Genomic DNA, 26,217 nt, shown 5'->3' on the forward strand with positions numbered 1-26,217 from the left:
GAATGATATTTTAGACTTAATCTTTTGAACCGTTACAGTTGTCACATTTACGGCATATGAATCCTGATGAACATTCTTCAATATAAAGAATTCATACGATTCTCAATTTTGTGATTTAAACGAAATATAGCTTCCGTATTAGCCGACTATTTTTATATTTTCAATCATTCTGACACCCTAATTATTTTATAGACTAATATTTATGGAAGACGGTAATTTCTTTGAGCAGTCCTTCACTGAGATCATCAGCTCCGCGCATGATCTTCTCACAACAACACTTTTCCATCTTCAGAATACCCAGGTTAGCCTGCTTACATTAATTATCTTCTTTCTTTTTCTGATCGCATTTATCATCGCGAGCAGGGTTGCCAAAGGAATACTTCTCAGCCGGGTTTTGACCCGGTTTGAAATCGAGTCCGGACTGCGATACACCCTTGCAAGGATGTCTCAGTATATCATCGTAACCATTGGTGTATTGATCTCCTTTCAATTTATTGGAATCAATTTGAGCAGCCTTGCCGTTATTTTCGGTTTTCTGTCTGTTGGTATCGGTTTTGGCCTGCAGAACATTACATCTAACTTCATATCAGGCCTGATTGTGCTTTTTGAACGGCCGATCAGCGTTGGGGATCGTGTTAAAGTTGCAGGTATTGAAGGGGATGTTCTTGAGATTAACATCAGGGCGACAAAAATTCGTACACTTAATAAAATTTCAATTATTGTTCCCAATTCTGAATTTGTATCCAGTAACGTGATCAACTACTCTCATGGCGACCCTGAATTCAGGCTAGATATAAGTGTTGGGGTATCCTATGGATCGGATTTAGAGACCGTCGTTAAAGCACTCAAGGAAGTGGCTGAAGAGAACAAAACAGCCTTAAAAAACCCGGAGCCACAAGTTCATCTTATTTCATTTGGCGATTCTTCCTGGGATATGGAGCTTTGGGTTTGGATTCCCGATGTTAAACGCTACCCGTTTGTCCGTAATGATATCAATCAAGCGATTGTGCACAAATTCAGAGAATATGGTATTGAAATTCCATTCCCTCAGAGAGATTTGCATATGCGTTCTTCTGTAGATCTGCCAATTAAGAACAGTTCAAAAGAAGAGAAAAAACGGACTGATGAGAGTAAGGATGAAGACGAAAAACAGAACTGATTTCATTCAACTTATCGGATTTATGCGGTAAATTATTGGGAAATTCGCTCAACGTTCTGTTTCTCGTCCCGAAATTTCGGAACAGATCAATCGCTGAGGAGCGCAGAATGTGTTAAGTTCGTTTGGCAACTCGTGGCACGACTTCAAGTCCTACCACGAGATTTTAGATTAAGCCAGATGCCACATCACGAATCACTTCCGGAATCCACTCCACATCTTTTTTCGTGGTTCTCGGGTTGATAAAGCAGGTTCGAAGAGCTGTTTTGCCTTTGACCTTTGTCGCCGTTAGAAAAATTCTTCCATCCTGTTCAATGGCGTGAGCCAGTTTCTGATTGAGTTCATCCAGCTGCTTTTCATCAAGCCCGGGATGAGTGTATCGAAAACAGGCAATTGAAAGTGGCACAGGAGCGAGCATTTCAAAATCATCCAATTTTTCAATCAAAGATTGCAGGTACTGTGCATGATCGATATCCGCCTGAATAGTTTCCCTGAGCCGTTTTGCGCCAAACGCTTTGAGCGTCATCCAAACCTTCAGCGATTTAAAGCTTTTTGTAAGCGGAAGCTGATACTCCATCAGGTCTGTCCGTCCGCCCTCATCCTCATTGGATTGAAGGTAATCGGGAATCAGACTAAAGGTTCTGCGAAGTTTTTCCGGATCCTTCACCAGAATACAGGCTGCTTCAAACGGCACATAGAGCCATTTGTGTGGATTTACGACTACCGAATCGGCCTCCTCAAGTCCGGTAAAAAGATGTTTTACCGATTCTAGTTTCGCTGCCGGACCGCCATAAGCCGCATCCACGTGGTACCACATCTTCTCCTCTTTTGCGATATCAGCTAACTTTTGCAGATCATCCACAGCCCCGGAGTTTGTGGTTCCTGCAATCCCGATCACACAGATCGGATTGAGTCCGGCTTTTCGATCTTTCTGAATCTGCTCTTTCAGCAAATCAGTCCTGATTTTAAAATGATCATCCACGGGAATTTTTCGAAGATTATTCAGCCCGATGCCCAGAGCATCTACTGCCTTATCAAAGCTGGAGTGACCCTCTTCCGATACATAAATGGTCATCGGTTTCAGGCCGTACATCCCCTCTGATGAAAGAGTATCAGGAGCCATATTTTTTCGAGCCACTGCAAGGCAGTTTAAATTCGCTGTAGACCCTCCATCAAGAATGGCTCCCGCCGCCTGATCGGTATACCCGATAAACTGCGAGACCCATTTGATCACAAGCTTTTCAAGTTCTGTACTGACCGGAGAAGAGTGCCATTTCAAATTATTTTGATTGAGCGATGCGCTGATCATCTCCGCTAAAATCGCCACCTGGTTCCCACCGCCTGTGATGTACCCGTAGTAGTGAGGTCCCACATTCATCGTGGCTGAACCGATTACATCATTCTGTACCTTCTTGAGCAGATCTCCCACATCCATTCCGTTTTCAGGAAGGGATTCATTAAAAATCGATTGAATCTCCTCAGGGGTTTTTCCGGGGAATACGTGCCGATCCAGTTTATCTGTGTAAATATCCCGGACAATCTCTCCCGCTTTTTTTATGAAAGTTGAAAGTTGATCCGGTGAAAAGTCTAAATTCATAAAATGAATGTGTTGCTTATGGGGTAAAAAGAAATGAGTATATCTAATTTCTAGGATTTCAAAACCAAATCATTAATAGAGTGTCACATTGAGCGCAATTTCGAGATTTTTTCTCGAAATGGAGTCGAAATGTTTCTCGCAGATTTCCGCAGAGTCTTTCGCAGATATACGCTGAGAAAAGAATTATTTCAGCTAAAACAGTAAAGTTCAATTATCAGCAAGATTTTTCAACCACCCCTTGAAGGCTTTCCAAAAAGATACATTAGTTCAATAGCGCTTAAATAATTCAGCTTTCTCCTTCAGACTCACCCTATATCCCTCTCTAACCAATAGAGAGGGATTTAATGTCTAAATTATTTAAGCTTGTTTCTGTATTGATTCACTTTTTGGACAGTCTTAAAATAATATTTCAAAATTCACCTATCACAATAAGTGTGAAAATATCCCCGATTACTGCCGATCAAATGAACCGATGGGACCCGGAAATACAACCGGACTTTCATAGCCATCTTCAGATACACTGGCCACTCCGAAAAAGTAGTTGTCAATTACAATGTTTTCGAGGGTAAATTCTTCCACATTTCCTGTAGGTCGTCCGTGCGTCCAAACCGGCGATGTGGTTAACCTCCAGTACACTTTATATCCCGCCAATTGTGGATTTTGTTCGGAGTTCAGTGCGTCCCAGCTTAAGGTTGTACTTGGCCGAACAGCACCACTGATTTCTACATTTGAAGGTGGTGCCGGAGCCTTTGCCATTCCCGCCAGGGTGACGATATTCAGTGCGGTCAATTTCGCGGCATACTCGAAATTTACGTGTTCAATAACATCTCCATATTCAATTCCATCCTCGGTTCGGATATCCTGGTGCTGCCAGTTATAATTTTCATTGGTTTCCATGATACGAACTGCCGGGAAACCCACATCATTGAACGGACGATGGTGGCCGCCGCGTCCGAATCGATCCAGACGATAGATCATCATCACATCCAGATTGTCGATATACTGCTCGCCCATCACATGGATATAACGCGCCAGATTACGTGAGGGAGAGTCCACTTCTCCGCCTGTAAATCGGCGGATTCGCGCTTCCCGTTCGGTTTCTGTAGGACGGGTTGCCTCCGAAAAAACACGGGCAGTTGTATTATTTATGATTCCGTTTATTCCCTCAATATTTCCAATCATATCGTTGTTCAAGACAGCATGGATTCTCCACTCATTTTCGATGGCGTAATCGGCCAGGATCTGCCCACCAAACAACCCTTGCTCCTCCCCGGAAAGCCCTGCATAAACAATGGTGCCCGGAAACTCATGCTTTGATAAAACCCGCGCTGCTTCAATCGTACCGGCCATGCCCGATGCGTTGTCGTTTGCGCCGGGTGAGTCTGTTTCGGCATCCATTACATCAGATGCGCGTGAATCAATATCACCGGTCATCATCACAACTCGATTTGGATCGGCTGTTCCGCGCTGAACGGCAACAACATTTACAATATTGACCGGTTCCGGAATGCGATTCACTCCCTCAATCACATCGCTCACGTAAAAAACTTCCAGACAGCCTCCACACTCTTCGGAAATCTTCTCAAATTCCTCTTTGATCCATCTGCGCGCGGCCCCGATTCCTTTTGTGTCTGAAGTCGTATCGGAAAGTGTATGCCTGTTTTCAAAACCTGCAAGGGTACGCGTGTACTCTTCAATCTGATCTGCAGAAACATCATCAGCCAGCTGTTTTAAAAACGGCTGGTATTGCGGAGGAGATGTAAAACCTGCATTGGCGTTGGTTTGGGCCTGAACCGGCATCACCAAAGAAAGTGAGAATACGATCAGTAAGGAGGGAAATAAAAGTTTCATATTGAGCAATTTAAGATTGGTATTGAATTAAGTAGAACTCCTGGAAATCAGCACCCTTAACAATAATTCAATCTGATCAATTGATGAAATCTTTTTTGCTCCATTAACAACTCTTATCAAAAAGAGTCGAGCATTTGTGCTCTGATCTCTTATTTTATAGCCGCACAATAAACTACCATAACTATGAGCAACTTTTTTGAAGACACATTAACCAAGTGGAAAGATCCGGTAACCCGGCGTAAAATTTTATTCGGGCTCTTTCTAACGCTCGTTATTGCGGGTGTATACTATGTTACCAAAATGGGAAGTTTTCCCGAGCAGGACGGCCATTTTGGCTTTTGGTCTGTAATGCCACCGCTTGTAGCCATCGTACTTGCATTTTGGACCCGTGAAGTGGTCAGCTCTCTTTTTATTGGAATATTTTTGGGCGGTGTTATCTCCGGACAGCTCAATATTGTTCAGGATTTTCTGATCCCCTCTATCGGAACCGAAAGCTTTGCACTGATTCTGCTAGTTTATCTATGGGCTTTAGGCGGACTTATTGGTATCTGGACCCGAACAGGCGGTGCTGAAAAGTTTGCGGTTTGGGCATCCAGCAAAATGGTTCGAGGACCTCGATCAGCTAAATTTTTCACCTGGATTATGGGATTGGTCTTTCACCAGGGAGGAACCATCAGTACGGTTTTGACCGGTGCAACCGTGCGGCCCATTGCCGATAAACATAATGTTTCGCACGAGGAGCTCTCTTTCATGGTAGACAGTACCGCATCGCCGGCCGCTACACTAATCCCGTTCAATGTCTGGCCCATTTATATTAGCGGTCTCGTTATCGGAACTATTTCACTATTTGAGACACCGCAGGATGGAATCAGCTTCTTTTTCTCCTCACTGCCCTACAATTTCTATGCTATTTTCGCCATTCTGATTACGCTTCTGTTTGCCTGGGAAATACTGCCATGGGTTCCCGGCAAAAAGATGCGAAAAGCAATGGAGCGTTCACGCACCAAAGGGATGCTTGACCGAATGGGTGCAACACCCATGGCTGCCGATGAACTTACGCAGAGCAAAATTCCTAAAGGTTATAACCCCGGCCTGATTGACTTTTTCGGACCGATTGGAGCACTGCTCGGAGTAGCTATTATTCCGTATGTCTACACATTTTTTATACTTGGTTCTGAAGATCCGACCCTTCTGATTGCAGAAGCATTTGTGCTTGCCGTTCTTGCCGGTATTGGAATTGCCGTAGCTAAAGGTATGAGTCTGCAGGTGGCCATCAACGGATTTATTGACGGATGTAAAGGGGTTACCATCGGCGCAATCATCCTGGCCCTGGCTGTTACCCTAAAAGAGGTTGCAGACGCTGTTGGAACCGCCGACTATGTTGTAATGATGATTGGAGACCTGATTCTTCCCGCATTCCTCCCCGGAGTTTTGATGGTTCTCTGCATGCTCATTGCATTTTCAACCGGCACATCCTGGGGAACGTATGCGGTTGTATTCCCAATTGCGGTACCGCTGGCCTGGGCCATCGTGCCCGATGTTTTCTTCCTGCAGCTCTGCTTTGCAGCCGTTGTGGGTGGAAGTGTTATGGGCGATCAATGTTCGCCGATTTCGGATACCACCATTCTGAGCTCGCTCTCAACCGGATGCGATCTGATGGATCATGTAACCACTCAGTTGCCGCTTGCCATACTGGCCGGTGTATTAGCGACGATCAGCTACGCTGTAATGGTTGTTCTGTTTGTGTAGGCAATGTGAGTTCGACAAAAATACTGATGACGAATTTAACTAATTCCCCCCTAAAAAGGGGTTCCGAGCGCCAACAAGACGTAAAACGAAATTTATTTAAGATCATTACCTAAGTAAATCTTAGATTATTTTCCAGAGATTCCTCCACTTCAATCCGAAAAACACGGATTTCCGGTCGGAATGACAGGGTTCACATGGGAATTAGCAGCGGGCGGCTTCCAACCTTTTCCCTAACACAGCCAGTTATGCCCGCTGCTGCCTTACCCAATGGTCTTGTCGTCCCGACTAAGAGAGCCTGACTGCCGAAGCTTTAGCAAAGGCAGGAGAAGCGAACGCATGGAGAGATCTCATTGATATAGGCTTAAAGCGCTGTAATACTACATTTAGATATTGAAACCTTCATCAATATTTTTAAAGATGTGTACACATAGTAGCTTTGTTAAGGGGGACTTTGAATTCTGAAATTTATATCGAACCCACGCTAAGTAATATTACTCAATTCGAAATATTGACACCCACTCTCAATTTCTTGATAGCGGGTGTCAAATTCGGCATTCCTTTTACGCGTTCACAGAAGCTTCGAGCTCTTTATGCGCCAAATTTATCCTGCTAATCCATCGCTGGGTAATGACATTCTCGTCGCCAACCATGGTGCCTTCCTTACCCTCATAAATGGGTAGTTTGACATCCAATCCTTTCAGGAGCTTAATGCGAATTCCAATCTGTTGAATAACACCATCATCGCTGTCCAAATCCTTCTTGTGACTCTTATAGTTTGAACATTTAACAACATCCGACAACTCAATCAGTTGAAATTGATTTCCATTCACGTAGAGAAGCTCTTCGTGGTTTTTGCCAATTCCTATTGAAGCACGATTCCTGAGAACCTCAAGGTCTCCGGCTTGAAAAGCTAAATCGTCCGCTTTCTTTAAGAATTTCTTTTTAGCCTCTTTTAAGCTCTTCTTTTCGTGAAGCTGATAGTAGCCGATTGGCAATAAGAATATTGCAAGTGATGCCAATCCAATAATTACTGAAGTTAAATCTGTTTCCATCTTTTTGATATTTTTTTGAAATTTCTTGATTAAAAAGTCAATCCCCGCATTCAGAAGCTCATGCTGCATGTAATGAGAGGCAATTGACTGTTTTTTTAGATGTGTGAACGGGAAATATACCCGTGAAAAAGATGGACTCAGAAGTGGGTATGAAATGGAAAGATCAGGTCTCTAATCGCAAGACTGATTAAGAGCCGTTTTGATTTATTAAGATACTCTCTGGTATCAAAACGAAGATCAGCCGCAGATAAAGAAGTTGCAGTTTCAGATTCTTTCGGTTCAATTTCTGCACCGCTTTCAATTTCAATTTCTGATAGGTGAAGAACCGGAAATTGAGTTGAGTATAGTAAGGCATCGCTATCAGAAGCAGAGGTTAGCTCTGTGTCGATAGCTGAAAATTCTTTCTGGATCTCAGATGCAAAAACCGAACTGCTAAGTACGGCCATGAATCCTGCAAGGCAGAAAAAGAGTAATATTTTAGGTACCTTTTGCATTCTATAATATTACGAACAAATAGAGAATTTGTTCTATCACTCGTAAAGAATTTAATCAGTTTAAATAAATTAATGACTGACCAGGAACAAGAAGAGCTCATCAAAATTATTCACGAACAGATTGAATCTACAAAAGAGGAGATCGAAGAGCTGATTGAACTGACGAAACCTATTTCGCTGGACAATTCCATTGGCAGGCTTTCCAGAATGGACGCCATCAACAATAAAACCATCAATGAAAAAGCACTGCGGGATAAGAAAAGAAACTTGCAAAAACTGGAACGCGCCGTTGAACGTTACGAGGAGGGAAAACTTGGGAAATGCTTGAAATGTGGTGAGGAGATTCCGTTCGGCCGATTGAAGTTTATGCCCTACACAACCCGATGCGTAAAGTGCGCAAATCTTCCCTAACGATCCTGAACATTTTCTTTACCCATTTCCATATAAATTCGCTGCTTTACGGCATCCGCAACAAATGAAATCCCGGCGTTCAGAGAAACGATGCCAAAAAGGCCAATCCAAAACCAGAGCGCCATATGTGCCAGGTCAAACTCTGCAGGACTGTTCCCCTTAATGATTATAGCTTCGCCTATCAGGTTCACGGCCAGCCCGACCAGCATTACACCGATGATTGAGTGTCGCCACCATTTCTTTTTGTAGTTCATCATTTTAGCAGGATTTAAATGAGAATTTTAAGAATAAGCTATCCGAACAGATTTATCGTTCCATCGGTGCTATACAACCTTCTCTGATGCAATATATCTACTGATCGTTTTGGTTGCCGGATTCCGGTGAAGAGGTCATTCCAAGCTGTTCTTTGATCTGCTTGAATCCTTCACTCGCCTTCAGCTTCCAGTCTTCTGTAACATACCTCCGAACCATAAGCACGGAGCAGTTTGCCTTGTCGGCCACAATATCGGGGATGGTGCCAAACAGCACATTTCGAATACCCCACTCACGGGATGCCCCGATAATTACGAGGTCGTGACTTTCTCTGTCAAGCTCATTAAAAATTCCACCGGTAACATCCTCCGACTCTTTCACCACAATATCCAGTCTGTCAAAATCACCCACCAGCGGCTTGATTATTTCCATCAGTTCCGCTTTTTCCTGATCCGGAACAGTCCCTTCTTTCACAAGCCGTAAAATTCTCAACCTTGCTCCCGAAGCACGGGCCATGCGGATTCCAAGTTCAAGGCCCAAACGCGCGTGAAGTCCTCCGCCCCACGGCAGTACAATTGAGTCGAGCTTTTCAACACCGCGGTCTTTTAAAACAGCTAAATCAGACTTTAATCCTTTAATAATACGCTGAACCGGCGTGTTGTAGATTCGCCCAACGCTAAAACCGCCCTGCCATCCCATCACCAGCATATCGGCTTTTCGGTCTTCGGCTTCCATCATTAATCCTTTAAATACGTCATAAGCTGCTTCAGAGGCCGACTCAAACGTTGTCTCCCGAAGTGCTTTCAAGTTATCGCCCGTGCCGTCGCCATCGGCCCTGAATTTTTTACTGATGTCATCAATACTCTGCCGTCTCGACTCTTTCTCTTCAAGCTTACGCCGAATAGTTGAAAGCGGTGTTTGATACGGCACCTTAACCATATTCAGCCCGGTAACTTTTCCGCCATCTTTTTTTCCGGATGCAATCAGGTGCGCCATTTTTAAAAGAGCTCCTTCGTGCTTCGGATTCGCTAAGGCGGTAAGCACATGCCGTGGCTCCGAAGCGTTTAATGCCCTGATCGCAGGAATCCACTCCTTCATGCCTTCATCCTCAAATCGCTCAGTCGGGATACTGAACACACCGAGTCCATGCTCTTCCCACTTCGTTTTGAATTCGGGTAGTGCATGCTCAATTTCAACCCTGCTGCGTCCCCATACCATATACCAGCCTAAACTAGCAATGATTAAAATAACCACGGCAACTTGCGCAAACGGCCCTGAATAAATAATGATAGAAAGACAGCCCAGAGCAGCAAAAATCTGCAGCCAGGGAGTGCCCGGGGTTCTGTATGTAGGCTTGTACCATTCAGGCCCGGCAGCTTTCAGCACCACACAGCCGATATTTAAAGCCGCATAGCTGTAGAGCTGCAGCACACTGGCAATTTTGGCGAGATCTTCCAGGCTGTCGAGCAGTAAAAATGAAAGCGCAAGTATCCCGGTTAGAATAATAGCACGATAGGGAGTAAGCTTTGTTTCGTGGATGGCACTCAGCCAGTTTGGCACCATTCGGTCGCGCGCCATGGCAAGATTAATCCGGGATGAAGCTAAAATACTCGCATTTGCTGATGAAAGCGTAGCAAGCAGGCCCGCAATAACAATGGCAATACCACCCGGACTGCCCAGGAATTTACGGGCGGCCGTTGCCAGCGGATCGCGAACTTCCCCGATGGTTTCCTGCGTAAACATTCCGCCTACAACAAGCACAATCACTACATATAAAACAGTAACGAGTGCAACGGAGCCGATAAGGGCCCGGGGTAAATTTTTTGATGGGTTCTTAATCTCTTCGGCAACCGCGGCAATCTTCACAAACCCGAGAAATGAGACAAATACCAGCGCGGTTGTAGCTGAAATGGACTCGAAACCAAACGGCATAAACGGAGTGTAATTCGCCGTGTCGATGTAAAAAACACCAAATGCACTAAATAAACCCAATATCACAAAAAGCGTAAGAACAACAACCACTTGTGTACGACCTGACTCCTTTGCCCCGATAACATTCAATATGGTTAAAAGAACACCACCTATAGCTGCTCCCCAGAATGCCGTTAGTGGAAGAAATTGTGAGAGATATTCACCCAGACCATACAGGTAAAAAGCGATGGCAAACGTCAGACTGAGCCAAATCCCAACACCCGAAATAGCGCCCATTGCCGGCCCCAGAGATCGTGAAACGAAAAAATAGTCCCCGCCTGATGTTGGCATTCCCGTGGCAAGCTCCGCAGCGCTGGATGCAGTAATCATACAAACCACACCGGCAGCCAGGTAGGCAAAAATGGCAGCCGGACCCGACATTTCAAGCGCCACACCGGCAAGCAAAAAAATACCGGCACCGATCATAGTTCCGGCCCCGATCGTTAACGCATCCCAAAAACCCAATTCACGCTTTAAGTCGCTCATAAAGTAATGTTAGATGATTAAAATTGAACTAAAATAATCAATCCGTACACATCTGCAATTATACTTCATAAAAAATTGACAAATATTAATAACGATTTACGTTCCCATAAAGGTGATTTGTTAATATGCGTAAAAACTCAATCCACTCCTTTTTCAGGGTTCTTTTTCCTTTTCACATCCCTATCTTGTTTCTGCATAAACATTTATGAAATTTAAAATCTACCATAAAACATGATTAATGTAATTCAAATAGGAATCGGAGCGCTCGGTAAACAAGTCCTTCAATATCTGGCCGACAGAGAAGGAATCAACGTAGTTGGTCTGGTTGACCTCAACCCTGATGTGGTTGGAAAAAGTATTGGAGATATTGCAGACACTGATGCTTCCGGAGTAACCGTACAAAAATCTCTTGACGATGCAATTAAGAATGCATCCGAAAAACCGGAAGTAGCGGTTCTGACCACTGTATCTTCTATCGATAAATTGGTTTCTCAGGTTGAAGATGCTGCCAAAGCCGGTCTTCATATCGTATCCACATGCGAAGAACTAATCTTCCCATGGAAGCAGCATCCCGAAGCTGCAGAAAAAATTGACTCTTTGTGTAAAGAGAATGGTGTAACCTGCCTTGGAACCGGAGTAAACCCCGGCTTTTTGATGGACTACCTGCCGTCGGCTTTCACCTCTGTCTGCCAGCGTGTGGATTCCGTCACTGTTGAGCGGGTTCAGGATGCATCCGTTCGCAGAATTCCATTCCAGCAGAAGATTGGCGCGGCTCTGACTCACGATGAATTTCAAGCCAAAAAAGAGAATGGAAGCCTGCGTCATGTCGGACTGCCTGAATCCGTTGACCTGATTGCTCACGCGATGGGCTGGGAGCTGGATGATAACCGGGAAACTCTCGAACCGGTGATAGCAAAAGAGAAGATCACAAACGGTTACAAGCCGATTGAGAAAGGGAATCCGGCCGGAGTTGAGCAGGTTGGATCAGGGATTGTAAACGGTGAAGAGAAGATCAAACTGGTTTTCCGTGCGGCTGTCGGTGAAGAGAAGTCATTCGACCGAATCACGATTAATGGTTTGCCAAACATCACTACCGAAATTGATGGCGGACTGAACGGTGATGTAGCTACATGCGCCATAACCGTGAATGCCGTTCGGTCGGTTATGGGATCCACCCCGGGACTCAAAACCATGCTCGACGTTCCCGTTCCGGCCTATTTTTCGAAGGTTTAAACAGATTCCCCGTCAGACCGCCCTCCGCGGTCAGACGGGTATTTCGTGTTTGCGCGGGGATAAATCCCGCGCTCGTATTTTAAACCCATAAATGGGTTTTTCGCAGATTATTTAGGTGAGATACGCAGAGTTATTTGAAATCAAACACGGAGAATTATCGCCTCTGCACGTTTTGAGCTTCAATTCAAGCCCTCTATTCGGCGAATTTTCTTTTCCGCATTATTACCCCGGGCTCCCGCCCGGGGTTATTATCGGTCGCTCCTTCGGAGCTTGATTGAGAATTATCCACACCCATTTAAAGCAATAGAGCCTCGTTTTATTACTAAACTCGATAGCTACTACTCACGACTCAATACTCAGATCTCAAGACTCACATCTGAAAATCAAGGATTCATAAACACATACGTCAGCACGTTCGCACCGAACTGAAGTGCTTTTCGGTTAACTTCCTCGGGATTGTCGTGTTCATCATAGGCCCAGCCATCGCTTGGATTCGACTCGTACGTGTAGAGAACAATCATTCGTCCATTTTTAAACAGAGCAAAAGCCTGTGGCGGTTTCCCGTCGTGCTCGTGAACCTTAGGCGGACGCCCATCAGAAAAAGGATAGACAATGGAGTAGACCGGATGGTTTGCAGGCAGCTCTACCAGCTCTTCATCGGGAAAAATTCTATTCAGCAGCGGCCTTACATATTCGTCCATTCCATAGTCATCATCCACCATCAAAAAGCCTCCATTTTCCAGGTAGCGCCGGAGGTTTTCCATTTCGGAGTTATTCAGCGAAATATTTCCGTGACCGGTTGCAAACAGGAATGGGTAGTCAAAAATATCCCGGCTGCCGATCTGCACATCATCGTATTTCTTGGATATACGGATTGGTAGATTCTGATTGGCAAAATCGATCAGATTGGTCAGGGCCGTTGGAGAATTGTACCAGTCACCCCCGCCCTGATATTGAACCCGGGCTATTTTAAATGTGTCATCAGACTGACGAGCATCCGTCTCGTAAGTCCCAATAAACAAAAAGCAGAAAATCACTGCGAATACTCTATACAACATCATCTATATCGGTAACCGGGTTTTAATTCAATCTTAAAATAGAAAACGGTAGTTTGATCCCAAACGTACAAATAGAATCTTCAGCACTTTGTTAGACTTTTTTTTAATAGCTGTGGGCGGCGCCATTGGGGCAACCCTTCGATACCTGACATCAATCGCTACGATACCCATTAACAAACGCATTCCATTTCTTACCGGAACCGTTTTTGCCAACTCATTTGGCTGCCTGATTGCCGGTGCATTTACAGCAGCGATTTCTGTATCCAATCCGTTCAGTGATGAGATTACAACGATGCTCTCAATCGGAGTTCTTAGCTCATACACCACGTTTTCGACCTTTTCACTTGAGGTATTTCAGCGACTGGATCAACCTCTTCCGGAAATCCTTTCCTATCTGTTTATGCAGCTGGTTGTAGCCATCGGGCTTGTTTTTGCCGGTTACTCATTTACCCTGCACTGGATGGGAGGTGCAGCTTGATCCGGCCGGAATTAAAATCACTGGTGTGGGTTGCGCTTGGAGGAGCCACGGGTGCCGTACTCCGACATATTGCCGATCTCGGCTTTAATGCTCTGCTGCCCAACACTGAGCTTTTCACCGCCACATCCTTCGTGAATATACTGGGCAGCTTTTTGATGGGATACTTCATCACCCGCATTGCTACTAAAAATCAATCCAAAGAAAAACGGCTGTTTTTGCTGACCGGACTATTGGGAAGTTTTACCACCTATTCAGGATTTGGACTGGAAGCGATGGCGCTGTTCGGACAATCTCCCATCATTTTTTCAGCCTACATTTTCAGTCAGCTTTTTCTTGGAATTCTTGCGCTTACTATTGGAGTGAAATTAGCTAAATAACGTGAATTCGGTATAAATTTATTGAATTTGGCAAAGTGAGAAGCCATCTCACTTTCAAGGAGAAGATTTAGGTTGACATTAATCATGTAAACACAGCTTTAGTGATGTAATTGTATTGAATTCAATCAATTAAGGTATTCGTTTTTTGTAATGTATAAGAACCGAAACTCAATATTAAAACATACATTAGTTTAACAAACGAATGAACTCACCGGCCTTGATTGGTGGAGGATTAGCATGGTTTGCATCAAAGCGCGGGAGACATCACAACATCTGCTCGCCCGGGAGCAATTGATGTTGTGTAACCGCGCGGGCAAACCAGGCCCGGAAGCAATCACCGCCCGGGTCCCGACACCTCGGGATGATTACTTTTGGCGGCCCAAAAGTAATAAGGAAAACATTTGTACCTCGATATTCATTGTAACATTTTTACGAATTCTTATCTCGGACTCACGTTAAATAGTTCGCATTTTCATTTATATTGAGTGAATCTGACAACTAAATCATCAAGCTTATGAAAATGAGAAAAGTAACGTATCTATTGCTGGTTGCCGCTCTTTTTACAGCGCTCAGCTCAGTACAAATTTATGCACAGGGTCTGACGGCTGAGGATGTTGTAAAACTGGAAAACGTCGGCTCGGTAGCGATGAGCCCGAACGGTGAACATGTGGCTTACACACTCAGCGTTCCACGAACAGAGGATGACGATATAGGCCGAAATTTTTCCGAACTCTACATCATTCCGGCTGATGGCGGAGAGGCAATCAACGTGATCGAAAAACCAAACGGTGCAGGTTCTCCGAACTGGGGACCTGATGGCCGTCTCTACTTTACGTCGCGGATTACTGATCACCACGATCAAACCCAGGTTTATTCCGTAAATCAATCAGGTGATGACCTGCAAAAACATACGGATGCAGAGAATGGTGTCTCCTCCTATCAATGGACACAGGACGGTTCAACGATTGCCTACACATCTCTCGATCCCGTTTCTGATGAAAGAAAGGAGATGGAAGAGAAAGGTTTCGACATGATTGTGTCCGGTGAAAACACACGGTACATGAGACTTTGGGTTCAGCCAAGAGATGGTGATGCAACCCGAATTACTCCTGATGGATTATATGTTTACGATTTCTCATGGGCTCCAAATGGAGAGCAGCTGGCCGTTCGGGTCAGTGAAAAAACCGGGGCCGATGCTGATCAGATGTATACCCGCTATTCTGTGATCAACCGCGACGGATCAGGCATGAGAGATCTGATGGATCAGCCGATGAAGAAAGGCGCCATGAGCTGGTCGCCCGACGGATCGAAACTGGCCGTACTTGCAGGAAAAGTCTACAGTGATCCGCTTCCTCAACGGCTATGGGTTCTGAATGCAGACGGCAGCGGAAATCGCGATCTGACTCCTGACAATTGGGAAGGAAGCATTGACTGGGCCGGATGGCAGGACAATCGCACAATCTTCTTTACCGCTGTTGAACGTTCCGTTACTACACTGAACTCGATGCGAATTGACCGGGAAGGTATCACCCGTATTCTTGGCGGAGGAGATGAAATATTCAGGGGAATCAGTCTGAATGAGCGCAAAAACGCATTCGCGGCTTCAGTTAATACAAAACTGCATCCCAACGAAGTTTACGTGGTGAGTAATTTGAGACGACCAAACCTGGAGCGAATTACCCGGCACAATGAGTGGCTGAACGAAATGCAGTTCGGTGAACAAACTTCCATCACATGGGCAGGAGCTGATGATATGGAAATTGAAGGTATTTTAGTGAAACCGGTCAATTATGAAGAAGGAACTAGATACCCTATGATCATTCTTCCGCACGGCGGACCCGAGGGAGTCAGCCTGAACGGATGGAACACACGGGCGCTCTATCCTGCACAAGTGTTGGCAAATGAAGGCTATGTTGTTTTTGAACCCAACTATCGGGGTAGCGGCGGACGCGGAACTGCGTTTGCTTCAGCCAACCATCGTGATCTGGGCGGTAAAGAGTTTGACGATGTACTGCTTGGAATTGATCACCTGGATGAAATGGGCCTGATCGATCCTGAAAAAGTGGGGATGTCCGGAACCTCCTATGGCGGATACTTCTCTGCTTGGGCTGCTACCCGTTACAGCGACCGATTTGCCGCAACCATTACCTTTGCCGGCCTGTCTAACTGGATCTCATTTATGGGAACCACCGATATTCCTCATGAGATGAGCGTAGTTCACTGGGATCTCTACTGGTTCAACAATCCCGGTCAGAACTGGGAGCGCTCGCCGGTAGCCTGGCTCAACCATGCCGACACTCCGATGATGGTAGCTCACGGACTGGCCGATGACCGAGTTCATCCCGAGCAGTCCATTCAACTGCACCAATTTCTGAAGATGAAGGAGATTCCAACCGGACTGGTTCTCTATCCACGCGAGCCGCATGGTTTAACGGAACGTGCCCATCAGCTCGATTTTATGGGACGAATGATTGACTGGTTTGGGCAGTATGTGAAATAAACTCAATGATGCTTTAATCATCCCGTTTTTCAACTGAATAGCGGGGTGATTTCTTAGAATCCTATTGTCTCCCAATTCATATTAACATCGGCTTTAAGACTCCCGTCAACTTTCTTAACCTGAGTTCGATCCATAGAGTAGATGCAATGTTGAAGGCAGATAATTGTAAATACTTAGATCATCATCCTATAACATTTAACCCTTGTCCCGTGAGGGACAATATATTGGTAGAAATAAAAGAGCAATCACTCACATAGCGTGCCGTAGGTATGCCATATAATCGGGTGAGCATTCGGTGTAGATGAATCAAAAGAGTTATTTTCCGTACCTAACGGCACAATGATTATATGTCCGATACATTGTTTTCTACCCATATTCTGTCCTTAAAGGGACACTTGGAACCGTGGAATTCGGTCTGTTTTTATTTAAATGAGCTGATTCTCCGACCGCAGTAAAATCACGTCTGCCGGTTAACTACTGCTGTTTTGTAATATATCCGAACAAATGTGTAATATTTTTGTTTCATATGGAGTTTTGCTCCACAAACGCTATTCTTAATTTGTGAAAATTTCTACAACCACATATCAGCGCTTCACAAATGCAACAGCACTCCTTCTGCTGATCGCTTTTCTCATTCCGTCAACTCTTCAGGCCAAACAGCTTGTCGATTTCTGTAAGATGGAAATGCACCATCATGACGGTATGGAGATGGTTGATGATCACAGTTGCTGTACCGAAGAGGTACCGTCTCAACACGACAGCCACCAAAACAAAGGCCACGATAACTGTGATGACATACAGATCTGCGCCTGCGAACTCGACCACAGCTATTTCGAAGTCACGGATTGGATTCTGGTATCGAACGAGTTTACCGCCTATCTGCCCAAACAAATTGATTTAACACCTTTCACATCCTCTGATGAATCCATTCATCAGGATCAAAAAAGAAACCAGCACGAACACAGCCCGCCCATCTGGCTTGTGTACGATACTCTATTGCTGTAAACACATCTCTTTTATTGGGAAGGATGAAATTTCCCCTCTTGAGAGGGGACCGATTTGAGAAAGATCGCAATGCGATGCTTTTGAAAATCAGGGGTGTGTTGACGGTGCGCTGATATAACTTAGAGTTCTTTTCAAGCTCACAGCTCCCGCGAACACACCCCTCGCTCATGAAAATCAGCTGCGCTGTTTTCATTTCACTTTTCCCCTCTCAAGAGGGGAAAATTCTCTTCCCAACTCCTCAATACCAAAAAACAAACTAATAAACCCTTTACAAAGTCCTCCCTCTCTATCCGCCAGCCGGCGGAAGGGAGACAGAGGGTGAGTCCCTCACGACTCAAGACTAACAACTTCCCGAAGTATCGGGACTTCGAAAAACGCTCAGCATGACTAACAAACTCATACGCTTTTTTCTCGAAAACAAACTCATAGCCCTGCTGCTATTTCTGACGCTGGCAGGCTGGGGAATTGCCACAGCTCCTTTCGACTGGGATATCGACCTGATTCCCCGCGATCCCGTTCCCGTGGACGCCATCCCTGATATCGGCGATAACCAGCAGATCGTATTCACCGAGTGGCCGGGCCGATCACCCCAAACCATCGAAGATCAGATCACCTATCCGCTGACCACGCAGCTCCTGGCATTGCCGGGCGTGAAAACCGTGCGCAGTAATTCCATGTTCGGATTTTCCTCCATCAACATCATTTTTGAAGATGACATTGAATTTTACTGGAGCCGATCGCGCATCCTTGAAAAACTAAATGCCCTGCCGTCCGGAACGCTTCCCGAAGGTGTTCAGCCCGCACTGGGTCCCGACGCCACCGCTTTGGGACAAATTTTCTGGTACACTTTGGAAGGATATGATAAAGAAGGAAATCCGGCCGGTGGATGGGATCCGCAGGAGCTTCGGTCCATTCAGGATTTCCAGGTAAAATATGCTCTTTCGGCTGCTGAGGGTGTTTCGGAAGTAGCCAGCATCGGCGGGTATGTGAAGGAGTATCAGGTGGACATCGATCCGGTTGCCATGCGCGAGGCAGATGTTTCGGTGACGGATATCGCCAACGCCGTACGCAACAGCAACCAGGAAACCGGCGCCCGAACCATTGAACTGAACCGGGCGGAATATGTGGTTCGCGGATTGGGTTACATTGAATCTCTGGAAGATCTGGAGGAAAGCGTGGTGGATGTGCGGAATAACACTCCCATCCGGATCAAGGATGTGGCCCATGTTCAAATGGGTCCGGCACAACGGCGTGGCGCACTCGATAAAGCCGGCGCTGAAGCGGTAGGCGGGGTGATCGTTGCAAGGCACGGTGAAAATCCGCTGGAAGTGATTCAAAACGTAAAAGATGAAATTGAAAGGATCTCACCCGGCCTGCCCACCAAAATTCTGGAGAACGGGACCGAATCACAGGTTAAGATCGTGCCATTTTACGACCGAACCGGACTGATCTATGAAACCCTCGGGACGCTCGAGGAAGCTCTCACCCTGCAGATCCTGATCACCATCATCGTCATTATCATCATGGTGATGCACTTGCGTACATCGATCGTCATTTCAGCATTGCTGCCGCTGGCCGTGCTGATGAGTTTTATTATGATGAAATACGCGGGCGTGGATGCCAACGTCGTAGCTTTGGCAGGAATCGCTATTTCCATCGGGGTGGTGGTGGATATGGGGATTATTCTCACCGAAAACATGCTGAGGCATATCGAGGAAAAAAATCCGGACGAGCCGCTGTTGGAAACTATTTACCGTGCCACCGCGGAAGTGGCGCCGGCCGTTATTACCGCGCTGCTGACCACCATCGTCAGCTTTCTGCCCGTGTTTATGCTTGAAGCTCAGGAAGGCCGGTTGTTCGGACCCCTTGCCTGGACTAAAACCTTTATTCTCATCGCCGCACTGGTCATTGTGATCACCCTGATCCCCGTATTCTCCCACTGGCTCTTTTCCCGAAAAATAGCATCCAAAAAGTGGAAGCTATTCTGGAATGGAGTGATGATCGCAACCGGACTTGTCATTGCCATTGGCTATCTCGGCTGGGCCGGTTTAACGTTGATGGCTTTGGGTATCAGCAACATCACTGCGCTGTACCGGGAAGATTATGCCCGGTGGTCGGGTTGGGTCAATAACGTCATCATTTTGTTTGCTGTGGCGTGGCTGCTGGCGGGAATCTGGCTTCCGCTCGGCCCGGACAGTTCCATACTCCTCAGCCTTATCTTCATCATCTTATTGGTGGGGTTGATCTTCGGCTCGTTCTGGCTCTTCATGCATTATTACCGGCAGATTCTGGACTGGGCACTGCGCCACAAAGGACTCTTCATCTCCCTGCCGATTTTGATCTTCCTGATCGGCATCATAAGCTGGCGCGGATTCGATACCACCTTCCGCTATGTGGCCGATGGATTTAATGCCGTGGGAATCGAAATCGAGGAAACCGCGCTCTGGACATCTATCGACGAACGCTTCCCGGGCCTGGGTCAGGAATTTATGCCTACGCTCGATGAAGGCTCTTTCCTGCTGATGCCAACCGCAATGCCTCACGCCGGCTCCGAAGAGACTATCCAAATGATGCGCGAAATTGACATGCGTGTGGCATCCATTCCAGAAGTGGAATCTGTGGTCGGAAAAGCGGGTCGAGCCCAAACAGCTCTCGATCCTGCCCCGCTTTCGATGTTCGAAAATATCATCAGCTATAAAACGGAATATAAAACCGATGAGCGCGGACGCAGGGTCCGGTATCAATACGAGGATGGTGATTTTGTTCGGGATGAAAACGGCGACCTGATCCCCGACCGAAGCGGCCGCTATTACCGTCAGTGGCGCGATCACATTCAAAGTGAAGATGACATATGGAGTGAAATTCTGAATGCGGCCGATATTCCGGGCATTACCTCTGCGCCCCGGCTTCAGCCCATCGAAACGCGGTTGATCATGCTGCAAACGGGCATGCGGGCGAATCTTGGGATCCGCATCAGCGGACCGGACCTGGAAAGCATCAATGAATTTGGCGCCGAACTGGAACCGCTGATTCGTCAGGTGGAAGGTGTTCGTCCCGCTTCGGTATATGCCGATCGGGTGGTGGGCAAGCCCTATCTCGAGATCGACATCAACCGGCAGGAAATTGCCCGGCACGGACTAACCATTGCAGATGTGCAGTCGGTCATCACCACTGCCATTGGCGGGCAAATGCTGGGGATGACCGTGGAAGGACGCGAGCGATACCCCATTCGAGTTCGATACGCACGGGAATACCGCAATACCCCCGAGATGATGGAACGGATTCTGGTTCCCGCCAAATCCGGTGCCCAAATTCCCTTGGGACAGTTGGCCGAACTTCGCTTTGAGCGGGGCCCGATGAGCATCAAAAGTGAAAACAGCTTCCTGAGTTCTTACGTCACATTCGACCGCACGCCCGGTGAAGCTTCCGTGGATGTCATCAACCGGGTGCGTGAATACCTGGATGAACAGATTAATAACGGGATGCTTGAGGTTCCAAATGGCGTCAGCTACACCTTTGAAGGCGAATTTGAAAATCAGCAGCGGGCGGCCGAACGGTTATCCGTGGTTCTGCCCATTACCCTGCTGATCATCTTCCTGATTATCTATTTCCAGTTCCGTTCCACTCAGGTTTCGCTGATCGTGTTTTCCGGCGTGGTGCTGGTTTGGGGCGGCGGATTTACGCTGCTCTGGCTGTACGGACAGGATTGGTTCATGAACTTCAGCCTGTTTGGTACCGATCTGAGGGAGTTCTTTCAGATGGGAGCCGTAAATCTGAGTGTGGCCGTCTGGGTCGGATTCCTGGCCCTGTTCGGAATTGCCGTGGACAACGGCGTGGTGATGGCCACCTACCTGGAGCAGCTCTTCGAGAAAAACAAACCGCAAGGCAAAGAGTCGATCTACAAAACAGCCATCGAGGCCGGAATGCGGCGTGTTCGTCCCTGTCTGATGACCACGGCCACCACTCTGCTCGCCCTGCTGCCCATTCTGACCGCGCCGGGCAAAGGATCAGAAATCATGATCCCGATGTCCATACCCATATTTGGTGGGATGCTGGTTCAGGTATTGAGTTTGCTACTGGTGCCGCTGCTGTATGCAATGTGGAAGGAATTTGGTTTATCAAAGAATAAAGTTTTGGAGGATTGAAATGAATAGTCGTGAGAAGTTAGTCTTGAGTCTTGAGAAGGCCTCCGCCTTCTCTAAAGCTTCGGAGGACAAGAAAGTGAAAAGTTCCCGAAGGTTCGGGACTGCGAAAAGCACGCACGGAACAGTCCCTCCTATCAAGCAGGATTAAGCAGCGATGACCCGTAGGAGAAGTGAATCCCAGTTGAGGGCTGGAAACTGAATCAATCCCCTCTCGAGAGGGGACAGATTGCGGATCCCGACAGCGGTCGGGATCGCAATCGAGGGGTGTGTTGACGGAGCGTTGAAATGGATCCCAACTCGTTCAATGCCCCTTACCACCGCGGAACACACCCCTCGCTTGTGGCAACCAGCTACGCTGTTGCCTCTGCGCTTTTCCCCTCTCAAGCCACACTTGGTCCCGATTTTTTCGGGGAGGGGATTCATTTCAGCCTTTATTTTCACGATAGGAATGCTGACCATCTTCTCTCAGTCTATACAAGCTCAAAATACCGAGCCTGTCTCTGCTCAGCATCCGCAGCTCGAAGAGTACCTCCGAATTGCGGCAGAGGAGAATCCCGAACTTAGAGCGCTCTGGCATAGATACCGGTCAGATCTCGAGGTCGTTCCGCAGGTTGGGACGCTTCCCGATCCGGAAATAAATATTGGCTACACGCTCAACCCGATGATGTCAGAATCGGTTTTGGGACAATTTTCAGCATCGGCCATGCAGATGTTTCCATGGTTCGGAACACTGCAAACCAAGCGAGATATGCAGCGGGCAACGGCCGAAGCCGGATATGAACGTTTGAATTCGCGACAGCTTGAACTTTTTCGCAACATTCAAACTACGTGGTTTGACCTGTCAGAATTGAACCAAAAGATTTCCATAGCGCAAGAAACAGTAGAACTGTTGAGAGATCTGGAAGCACTGGTTGAAGTCCGATATGAAACCGGACGTGCCGGTCAGGCAGATCTGTTGCGCATTCAGATGGAAGAACAGCGGCTGCATACTCTGATTGAAAACCTGCAGGATAAGGTTAATCCGATCCGAATCCGGTTTAACGCCTATCTGAACAGAGACCCTGAATCAGACGTGGAAACATCCGGTCAAATCGAACAGCGGGATTTCTACATTGACGAAGAGCAGCTCAGGGCTAACATTCGAGAACAAAATCCCGAATTCAGTGAACTGGACGCACGGGAGCAGATGCTGAATGAACAGCGGGATCTTGCCCGATTGAATGGCCGGCCAACGTTCGGTCTGGGTATTGAAGTGATGGGCCGCAATTTCGGTCCCATGTCGATGTTCCCCGACTCAAAGGAGATGTACGCTGCAATGGCTACAATCCGTGTGCCTTTATGGAGATCAAAATACAGTGCTCAATACCGTCAGGCTTCCGAGCAGTTGCGGTCTGTTGATTACAGCAGAATTCAAACCGGCAACCGGCTGAATACAGAACTGGAACAGGCTCTTGAACAGTACCGGGAATCAGAGCGAAATATTGTACTTCTGACTGATGAATTGATTCCAAGGGCCGAACAGGCACTATCAATTCTCAGCGAGGAATATGCGGCCGGAAACACCCGGTTTGATGAAGTACTGCAGGTTCAGCGACAACTGCTCGACCTGGAGCTGGAGCAGATTGAAGCCATTATTGAGCAGTATAAAGCCATAATTAATATTGAAGCTCTTGTGGGAGATGTTGGAGCCTATCAAGGTGGAGATGAAAAATGAAATAATTGAAATCAGCAAGAAGCATATGACATCCCCTCTCGAGAGGGGACAGATGGAAGAGCGTTCAGCGATTTCATCAGGGGTGTGTTTCGATAGCCGGAATTGTGCCTTGATCAAACACACCCCTCGCTTACCGAATCGCGCTTTGCGCTTTCGGTTTCGCTTTTCCCCTCTCGAGAGGGGACTTTTAAGTACGAAACTTTAACAGAATGATAATTCAAAAACATACCTCCTGAACTTTTTCCGAGGTTCCCCCTCTCTATCAAAATAGAGAGGGGGGCAGGGGGTGAGTCCAAACATACAAACTCATGAACATCACAAAAACTCAAATACTCACATACACCGCCATCCTCTTTACCGGGCTGATCCTGGGCTGGCTGATTTTTGGCGGATCAAACGATCATGTCGATCACGAGCAGCTCACTGAGGCCGAAATGGATCAGCATGTCACGGATGAGCATACCGATGAAGATGGCGAGATCATCTACACCTGCTCCATGCACCCGTCCGTTCGTCAAAACGAGCCGGGCAACTGCCCGATCTGCGGAATGGAACTCATCCCTGCCGGATCTCAGAATGCTGAAGCAAGCGAGGACGACTATTCCATGGTTATGACCGCTTCTGCCGCAAGTTTGGCTGATATTCAGACTGCACCGGTGGAGCGAAGAGCTCCTGAAAAAGTCCTGGATCTGCCCGGGCGTATTCAGGTGGATGAACGACGGCTGACCAACGTCACCACCCACTTTTCGGGGCGTATCCGTGACCTGAAAATTGATTTTACAGGTGCTCCTATCCGAAAAGATGAAGTAATGGCAACGATCTACTCTCCCGAACTGATCGCTGCGCAACGAGAGTTACTGGAGGCGGCCCGGCAAAAAGAGCGCAACCCGCGTCTCTATGAATCGGCCCGGCAGAAATTCCGCCTTTGGGAGTTTACTGAAGAGCAGATCAATGAAATAGAAGAGAGAGGCAGCGTCCAAAATGAACTCGAAATTCTTTCACCTGCAAACGGATTTGTGATGAGCCGGAATGTAGCTGAAGAACAGCATGTGGCGGAGGGAACGGTCATTTTTGAAGTCGCAAATCTTGACCGGGTATGGATCGTCCTCGAAGCGTACGAAGAAGACCTGGAATGGATTTCTGTTGGAGACACATTCGATTTTCATACACGAGCCAACCCGGGGCAGAATCTTGAAGCAACCGTCTCTTTCATTGATCCGGTTGTTGACAGCCGCAGCCGAACTGTTCGGGTGCGTGCTGATTTGAACAACAGCGATGACCAACTCAAACCGGATATGCTGGTGCGGGCACAGTTAAACAGCCGGATGCAGGATGAAAAACTTCTGGTTCCCGCTTCATCCGTACTTTGGACCGGTCCCCGTTCGCTGGTATATGTGCAGGATACTTCAGCAGATGTGCCGCGGTTTGAGGTTCGTGAAGTCGAACTTGGTCCTAAAACCGGAGATTATTATGTGATTGAAAGCGGACTGGAAGAGGGTGAGCAGGTGGTTTTCCACGGCAACTTCCGGATCGACAGCGAATTTCAGCTGGCCGACAAATTCAGCATGATGAACCGCGAGCCGGGAAGCGGGGCAAGAACCGGCCATGATCACGGAGGTATGGAAATGGATGATCAGGAGATGGAGCAGGATACGGACGATCATTCCGGCCATGAGCAGGAAGAGGAAGGCCATGAATCTCATAGTGAAGTACTCATGGAAGAAGATCTCGAAGCTCTCGTTCCCAATTATTTAGAACTCCGCGAAGCGTTGGCAAATGATGATTTCGAGATGGCCCGGCAGTATATGGACCTGTTTTCTGAGGAAGATTTCAGCAGTATAGATGAGCTGCGTGAAGAATTCAAAGTGATCTCCGAAATGTTGGTTACACGCGTGGAAGAAGAAGGCTACGACGGAGAATTATATAAGCAATACTGCCCGATGTACGATGGCGGCAGCAACTGGATTAGCGACAGCAAAGAGATCGAAAACCCGTATTACGGCGATGAAATGCTTAAATGCGGGGAGACTGTCAAAACCCTGTAACAATCAATTTCAAAACAAAACTCAACTATAAAACCCATCATAAAATTATGAAAACCCTTTTAACAGCTTTACTCACTATACTCATTACATTCTCTGTTCAGGCTCAGCACAGCCAAACTCACGGCCATCCGGAACATCTGGAAACCCTGGTGGAAGAGTATCTGAATATGAAAAACTCCCTGACATCCGATGATCTGGAATCAGCTCAAACCCACCTCCAGGCGTTCTCCGATGAGGTAAAGAACAGCGATGAGATGAATGACCATGAAGAGCATTCCGGGCAGCATGATATGCATCACGGTGCAATGGCAACAGCGGTACAACAGGCGGAAAATGCTGATGATATCCAATCTTTTCGCCTCGCGTTCAAAGAGATTTCCGAACAACTGCTGACTGCGCTGGAGAACCAGGGATATGAAGGGGATCTGTTTAAACAATACTGCCCGATGTATGAAGGTGGAAGCGCATGGATCAGCGATAAGGAAGAGATTGAGAATCCCTTTTATGGATCTCAAATGCACAAGTGTGGGGAGACAGTGGAAAAGATTAACTAAGAATGATCCAGGGTATGTGGTGGAGGGAGAGATTAATGGGGTTTGGGAAAAAAGCACTTGTTCCTAAAACCTGTCCCGATAGGGACAGC

Annotated in this window: 19 protein-coding genes; 12 read left to right on the forward strand and 7 right to left on the reverse strand. The window is 46.9% G+C overall.

Going from position 1 to position 26,217, the window contains the following annotated elements; translation table 11 throughout:
* The first annotated feature begins 202 nt into the window (after positions 1-202).
* Positions 203-1,159 (forward strand): mechanosensitive ion channel family protein, encoded by a 957-nt coding sequence (locus tag U5K35_RS04995; protein ID WP_322570367.1) that lies wholly within the window; start codon positions 203-205, stop codon positions 1,157-1,159.
* Between the two features lie 163 nt (positions 1,160-1,322).
* Here U5K35_RS04995 and U5K35_RS05000 read toward each other — a convergent pair whose 3' ends face one another.
* Together U5K35_RS05000 and U5K35_RS05005 are read right to left on the reverse strand one after the other, a co-directional pair.
* On the reverse strand, positions 1,323-2,753 hold the full coding sequence (locus U5K35_RS05000) for a pyridoxal phosphate-dependent decarboxylase family protein (RefSeq protein WP_322570368.1): 1,431 nt from the start codon (positions 2,751-2,753) through the stop codon (positions 1,323-1,325).
* A gap of 450 nt (positions 2,754-3,203) precedes the next feature.
* The gene (locus U5K35_RS05005; protein ID WP_322570369.1) at positions 3,204-4,604 is read right to left on the reverse strand and encodes a M28 family metallopeptidase; all 1,401 of its coding nucleotides are present in this window, start codon (positions 4,602-4,604) and stop codon (positions 3,204-3,206) included.
* Positions 4,605-4,787: 183 nt separating this feature from the next.
* On the opposite strand from U5K35_RS05005, the gene U5K35_RS05010 reads away from it, so the two are divergent.
* The gene (locus tag U5K35_RS05010) at positions 4,788-6,353 is read left to right on the forward strand and encodes a Na+/H+ antiporter NhaC family protein (RefSeq protein WP_322570370.1); all 1,566 of its coding nucleotides are present in this window, start codon (positions 4,788-4,790) and stop codon (positions 6,351-6,353) included.
* Positions 6,354-6,913: 560 nt separating this feature from the next.
* Here the strand turns inward: U5K35_RS05010 and U5K35_RS05015 are convergent.
* Entirely contained in the window at positions 6,914-7,405 is a 492-nt protein-coding gene (locus U5K35_RS05015; RefSeq protein ID WP_322570371.1) for a hypothetical protein, read from the reverse strand.
* A 137-nt stretch (positions 7,406-7,542) separates the two neighbouring features.
* Positions 7,543-7,899 (reverse strand): hypothetical protein, encoded by a 357-nt coding sequence (locus tag U5K35_RS05020; RefSeq protein ID WP_322570372.1) that lies wholly within the window; start codon positions 7,897-7,899, stop codon positions 7,543-7,545.
* A gap of 72 nt (positions 7,900-7,971) precedes the next feature.
* On the opposite strand from U5K35_RS05020, the gene U5K35_RS05025 reads away from it, so the two are divergent.
* On the forward strand, positions 7,972-8,310 hold the full coding sequence (locus U5K35_RS05025; protein ID WP_322570373.1) for a TraR/DksA family transcriptional regulator: 339 nt from the start codon (positions 7,972-7,974) through the stop codon (positions 8,308-8,310).
* On the opposite strand, the gene U5K35_RS05030 is transcribed toward U5K35_RS05025, so the two are convergent.
* Together U5K35_RS05030 and U5K35_RS05035 are read right to left on the reverse strand one after the other, a co-directional pair.
* Positions 8,307-8,567 (reverse strand): hypothetical protein, encoded by a 261-nt coding sequence (locus U5K35_RS05030; RefSeq protein WP_322570374.1) that lies wholly within the window; start codon positions 8,565-8,567, stop codon positions 8,307-8,309. The genes U5K35_RS05025 and U5K35_RS05030 overlap by 4 nt on opposite strands.
* Positions 8,568-8,661: 94 nt before the next feature.
* Positions 8,662-11,019, reverse strand: a complete 2,358-nt coding sequence (locus tag U5K35_RS05035) for an amino acid permease (RefSeq protein WP_322570375.1) — start codon at positions 11,017-11,019, stop codon at positions 8,662-8,664.
* A 231-nt stretch (positions 11,020-11,250) separates the two neighbouring features.
* On the opposite strand from U5K35_RS05035, the gene U5K35_RS05040 reads away from it, so the two are divergent.
* Positions 11,251-12,252 (forward strand): hypothetical protein, encoded by a 1,002-nt coding sequence (locus U5K35_RS05040; RefSeq protein WP_322570376.1) that lies wholly within the window; start codon positions 11,251-11,253, stop codon positions 12,250-12,252.
* Between the two features lie 383 nt (positions 12,253-12,635).
* Here U5K35_RS05040 and U5K35_RS05045 read toward each other — a convergent pair whose 3' ends face one another.
* Entirely contained in the window at positions 12,636-13,313 is a 678-nt protein-coding gene (locus tag U5K35_RS05045) for a DUF4159 domain-containing protein (protein WP_322570377.1), read from the reverse strand.
* Positions 13,314-13,398: 85 nt separating this feature from the next.
* Between U5K35_RS05045 and U5K35_RS05050 the strand changes: the two genes are divergently transcribed.
* From U5K35_RS05050 to U5K35_RS05085, 8 genes are all read left to right on the forward strand, one after another.
* Positions 13,399-13,788 carry a CrcB family protein gene (locus U5K35_RS05050; RefSeq protein ID WP_322570378.1) on the forward strand — a complete coding sequence of 130 codons (390 nt, stop codon included), beginning with the start codon at positions 13,399-13,401 and terminating at the stop codon, positions 13,786-13,788.
* Positions 13,785-14,165 (forward strand): CrcB family protein, encoded by a 381-nt coding sequence (locus tag U5K35_RS05055; RefSeq protein WP_322570379.1) that lies wholly within the window; start codon positions 13,785-13,787, stop codon positions 14,163-14,165. The genes U5K35_RS05050 and U5K35_RS05055 overlap by 4 nt, the downstream gene beginning before the upstream one ends.
* A gap of 520 nt (positions 14,166-14,685) precedes the next feature.
* Positions 14,686-16,665 carry a S9 family peptidase gene (locus U5K35_RS05060; RefSeq protein ID WP_322570380.1) on the forward strand — a complete coding sequence of 660 codons (1,980 nt, stop codon included), beginning with the start codon at positions 14,686-14,688 and terminating at the stop codon, positions 16,663-16,665.
* A gap of 561 nt (positions 16,666-17,226) precedes the next feature.
* On the forward strand, positions 17,227-17,670 hold the full coding sequence (locus U5K35_RS05065; RefSeq protein WP_322570381.1) for a hypothetical protein: 444 nt from the start codon (positions 17,227-17,229) through the stop codon (positions 17,668-17,670).
* A 383-nt stretch (positions 17,671-18,053) separates the two neighbouring features.
* Entirely contained in the window at positions 18,054-21,815 is a 3,762-nt protein-coding gene (locus tag U5K35_RS05070) for an efflux RND transporter permease subunit (RefSeq protein ID WP_322570382.1), read from the forward strand.
* 448 nt (positions 21,816-22,263) lie between these two features.
* The gene (locus U5K35_RS05075; protein ID WP_322570383.1) at positions 22,264-23,529 is read left to right on the forward strand and encodes a TolC family protein; all 1,266 of its coding nucleotides are present in this window, start codon (positions 22,264-22,266) and stop codon (positions 23,527-23,529) included.
* Between the two features lie 308 nt (positions 23,530-23,837).
* Positions 23,838-25,574: an efflux RND transporter periplasmic adaptor subunit gene (locus tag U5K35_RS05080; protein WP_322570384.1), complete on the forward strand. Its 1,737-nt coding sequence runs from the start codon at positions 23,838-23,840 to the stop codon at positions 25,572-25,574.
* 47 nt (positions 25,575-25,621) lie between these two features.
* On the forward strand, positions 25,622-26,128 hold the full coding sequence (locus tag U5K35_RS05085; protein ID WP_322570385.1) for a DUF3347 domain-containing protein: 507 nt from the start codon (positions 25,622-25,624) through the stop codon (positions 26,126-26,128).
* Positions 26,129-26,217: the final 89 nt, after the last annotated feature.

It is taken from the genome of Rhodohalobacter sp. (genome assembly GCF_034521535.1).
GTDB lineage: Bacteria > Bacteroidota > Rhodothermia > Balneolales > Balneolaceae > Rhodohalobacter.

Excerpts from the sequence above, each read along its gene's own strand:
- U5K35_RS04995 (WP_322570367.1), top strand. The coding sequence starts at position 203 with ATGGAAGACGGTAATTTCTTTGAGCAGTCCTTCACTGAGATCATCAGC.
- U5K35_RS05000 (WP_322570368.1), bottom strand. The coding sequence starts at position 2,753 with ATGAATTTAGACTTTTCACCGGATCAACTTTCAACTTTCATAAAAAAA.
- U5K35_RS05005 (WP_322570369.1), bottom strand. The coding sequence starts at position 4,604 with ATGAAACTTTTATTTCCCTCCTTACTGATCGTATTCTCACTTTCTTTG.
- U5K35_RS05010 (WP_322570370.1), top strand. The coding sequence starts at position 4,788 with ATGAGCAACTTTTTTGAAGACACATTAACCAAGTGGAAAGATCCGGTA.
- U5K35_RS05015 (WP_322570371.1), bottom strand. The coding sequence starts at position 7,405 with ATGGAAACAGATTTAACTTCAGTAATTATTGGATTGGCATCACTTGCA.
- U5K35_RS05020 (WP_322570372.1), bottom strand. The coding sequence starts at position 7,899 with ATGCAAAAGGTACCTAAAATATTACTCTTTTTCTGCCTTGCAGGATTC.
- U5K35_RS05025 (WP_322570373.1), top strand. The coding sequence starts at position 7,972 with ATGACTGACCAGGAACAAGAAGAGCTCATCAAAATTATTCACGAACAG.
- U5K35_RS05030 (WP_322570374.1), bottom strand. The coding sequence starts at position 8,567 with ATGATGAACTACAAAAAGAAATGGTGGCGACACTCAATCATCGGTGTA.
- U5K35_RS05035 (WP_322570375.1), bottom strand. The coding sequence starts at position 11,019 with ATGAGCGACTTAAAGCGTGAATTGGGTTTTTGGGATGCGTTAACGATC.
- U5K35_RS05040 (WP_322570376.1), top strand. The coding sequence starts at position 11,251 with ATGATTAATGTAATTCAAATAGGAATCGGAGCGCTCGGTAAACAAGTC.
- U5K35_RS05045 (WP_322570377.1), bottom strand. The coding sequence starts at position 13,313 with ATGATGTTGTATAGAGTATTCGCAGTGATTTTCTGCTTTTTGTTTATT.
- U5K35_RS05060 (WP_322570380.1), top strand. The coding sequence starts at position 14,686 with ATGAGAAAAGTAACGTATCTATTGCTGGTTGCCGCTCTTTTTACAGCG.
- U5K35_RS05070 (WP_322570382.1), top strand. The coding sequence starts at position 18,054 with ATGACTAACAAACTCATACGCTTTTTTCTCGAAAACAAACTCATAGCC.
- U5K35_RS05075 (WP_322570383.1), top strand. The coding sequence starts at position 22,264 with ATGCTGACCATCTTCTCTCAGTCTATACAAGCTCAAAATACCGAGCCT.
- U5K35_RS05080 (WP_322570384.1), top strand. The coding sequence starts at position 23,838 with ATGAACATCACAAAAACTCAAATACTCACATACACCGCCATCCTCTTT.
- U5K35_RS05085 (WP_322570385.1), top strand. The coding sequence starts at position 25,622 with ATGAAAACCCTTTTAACAGCTTTACTCACTATACTCATTACATTCTCT.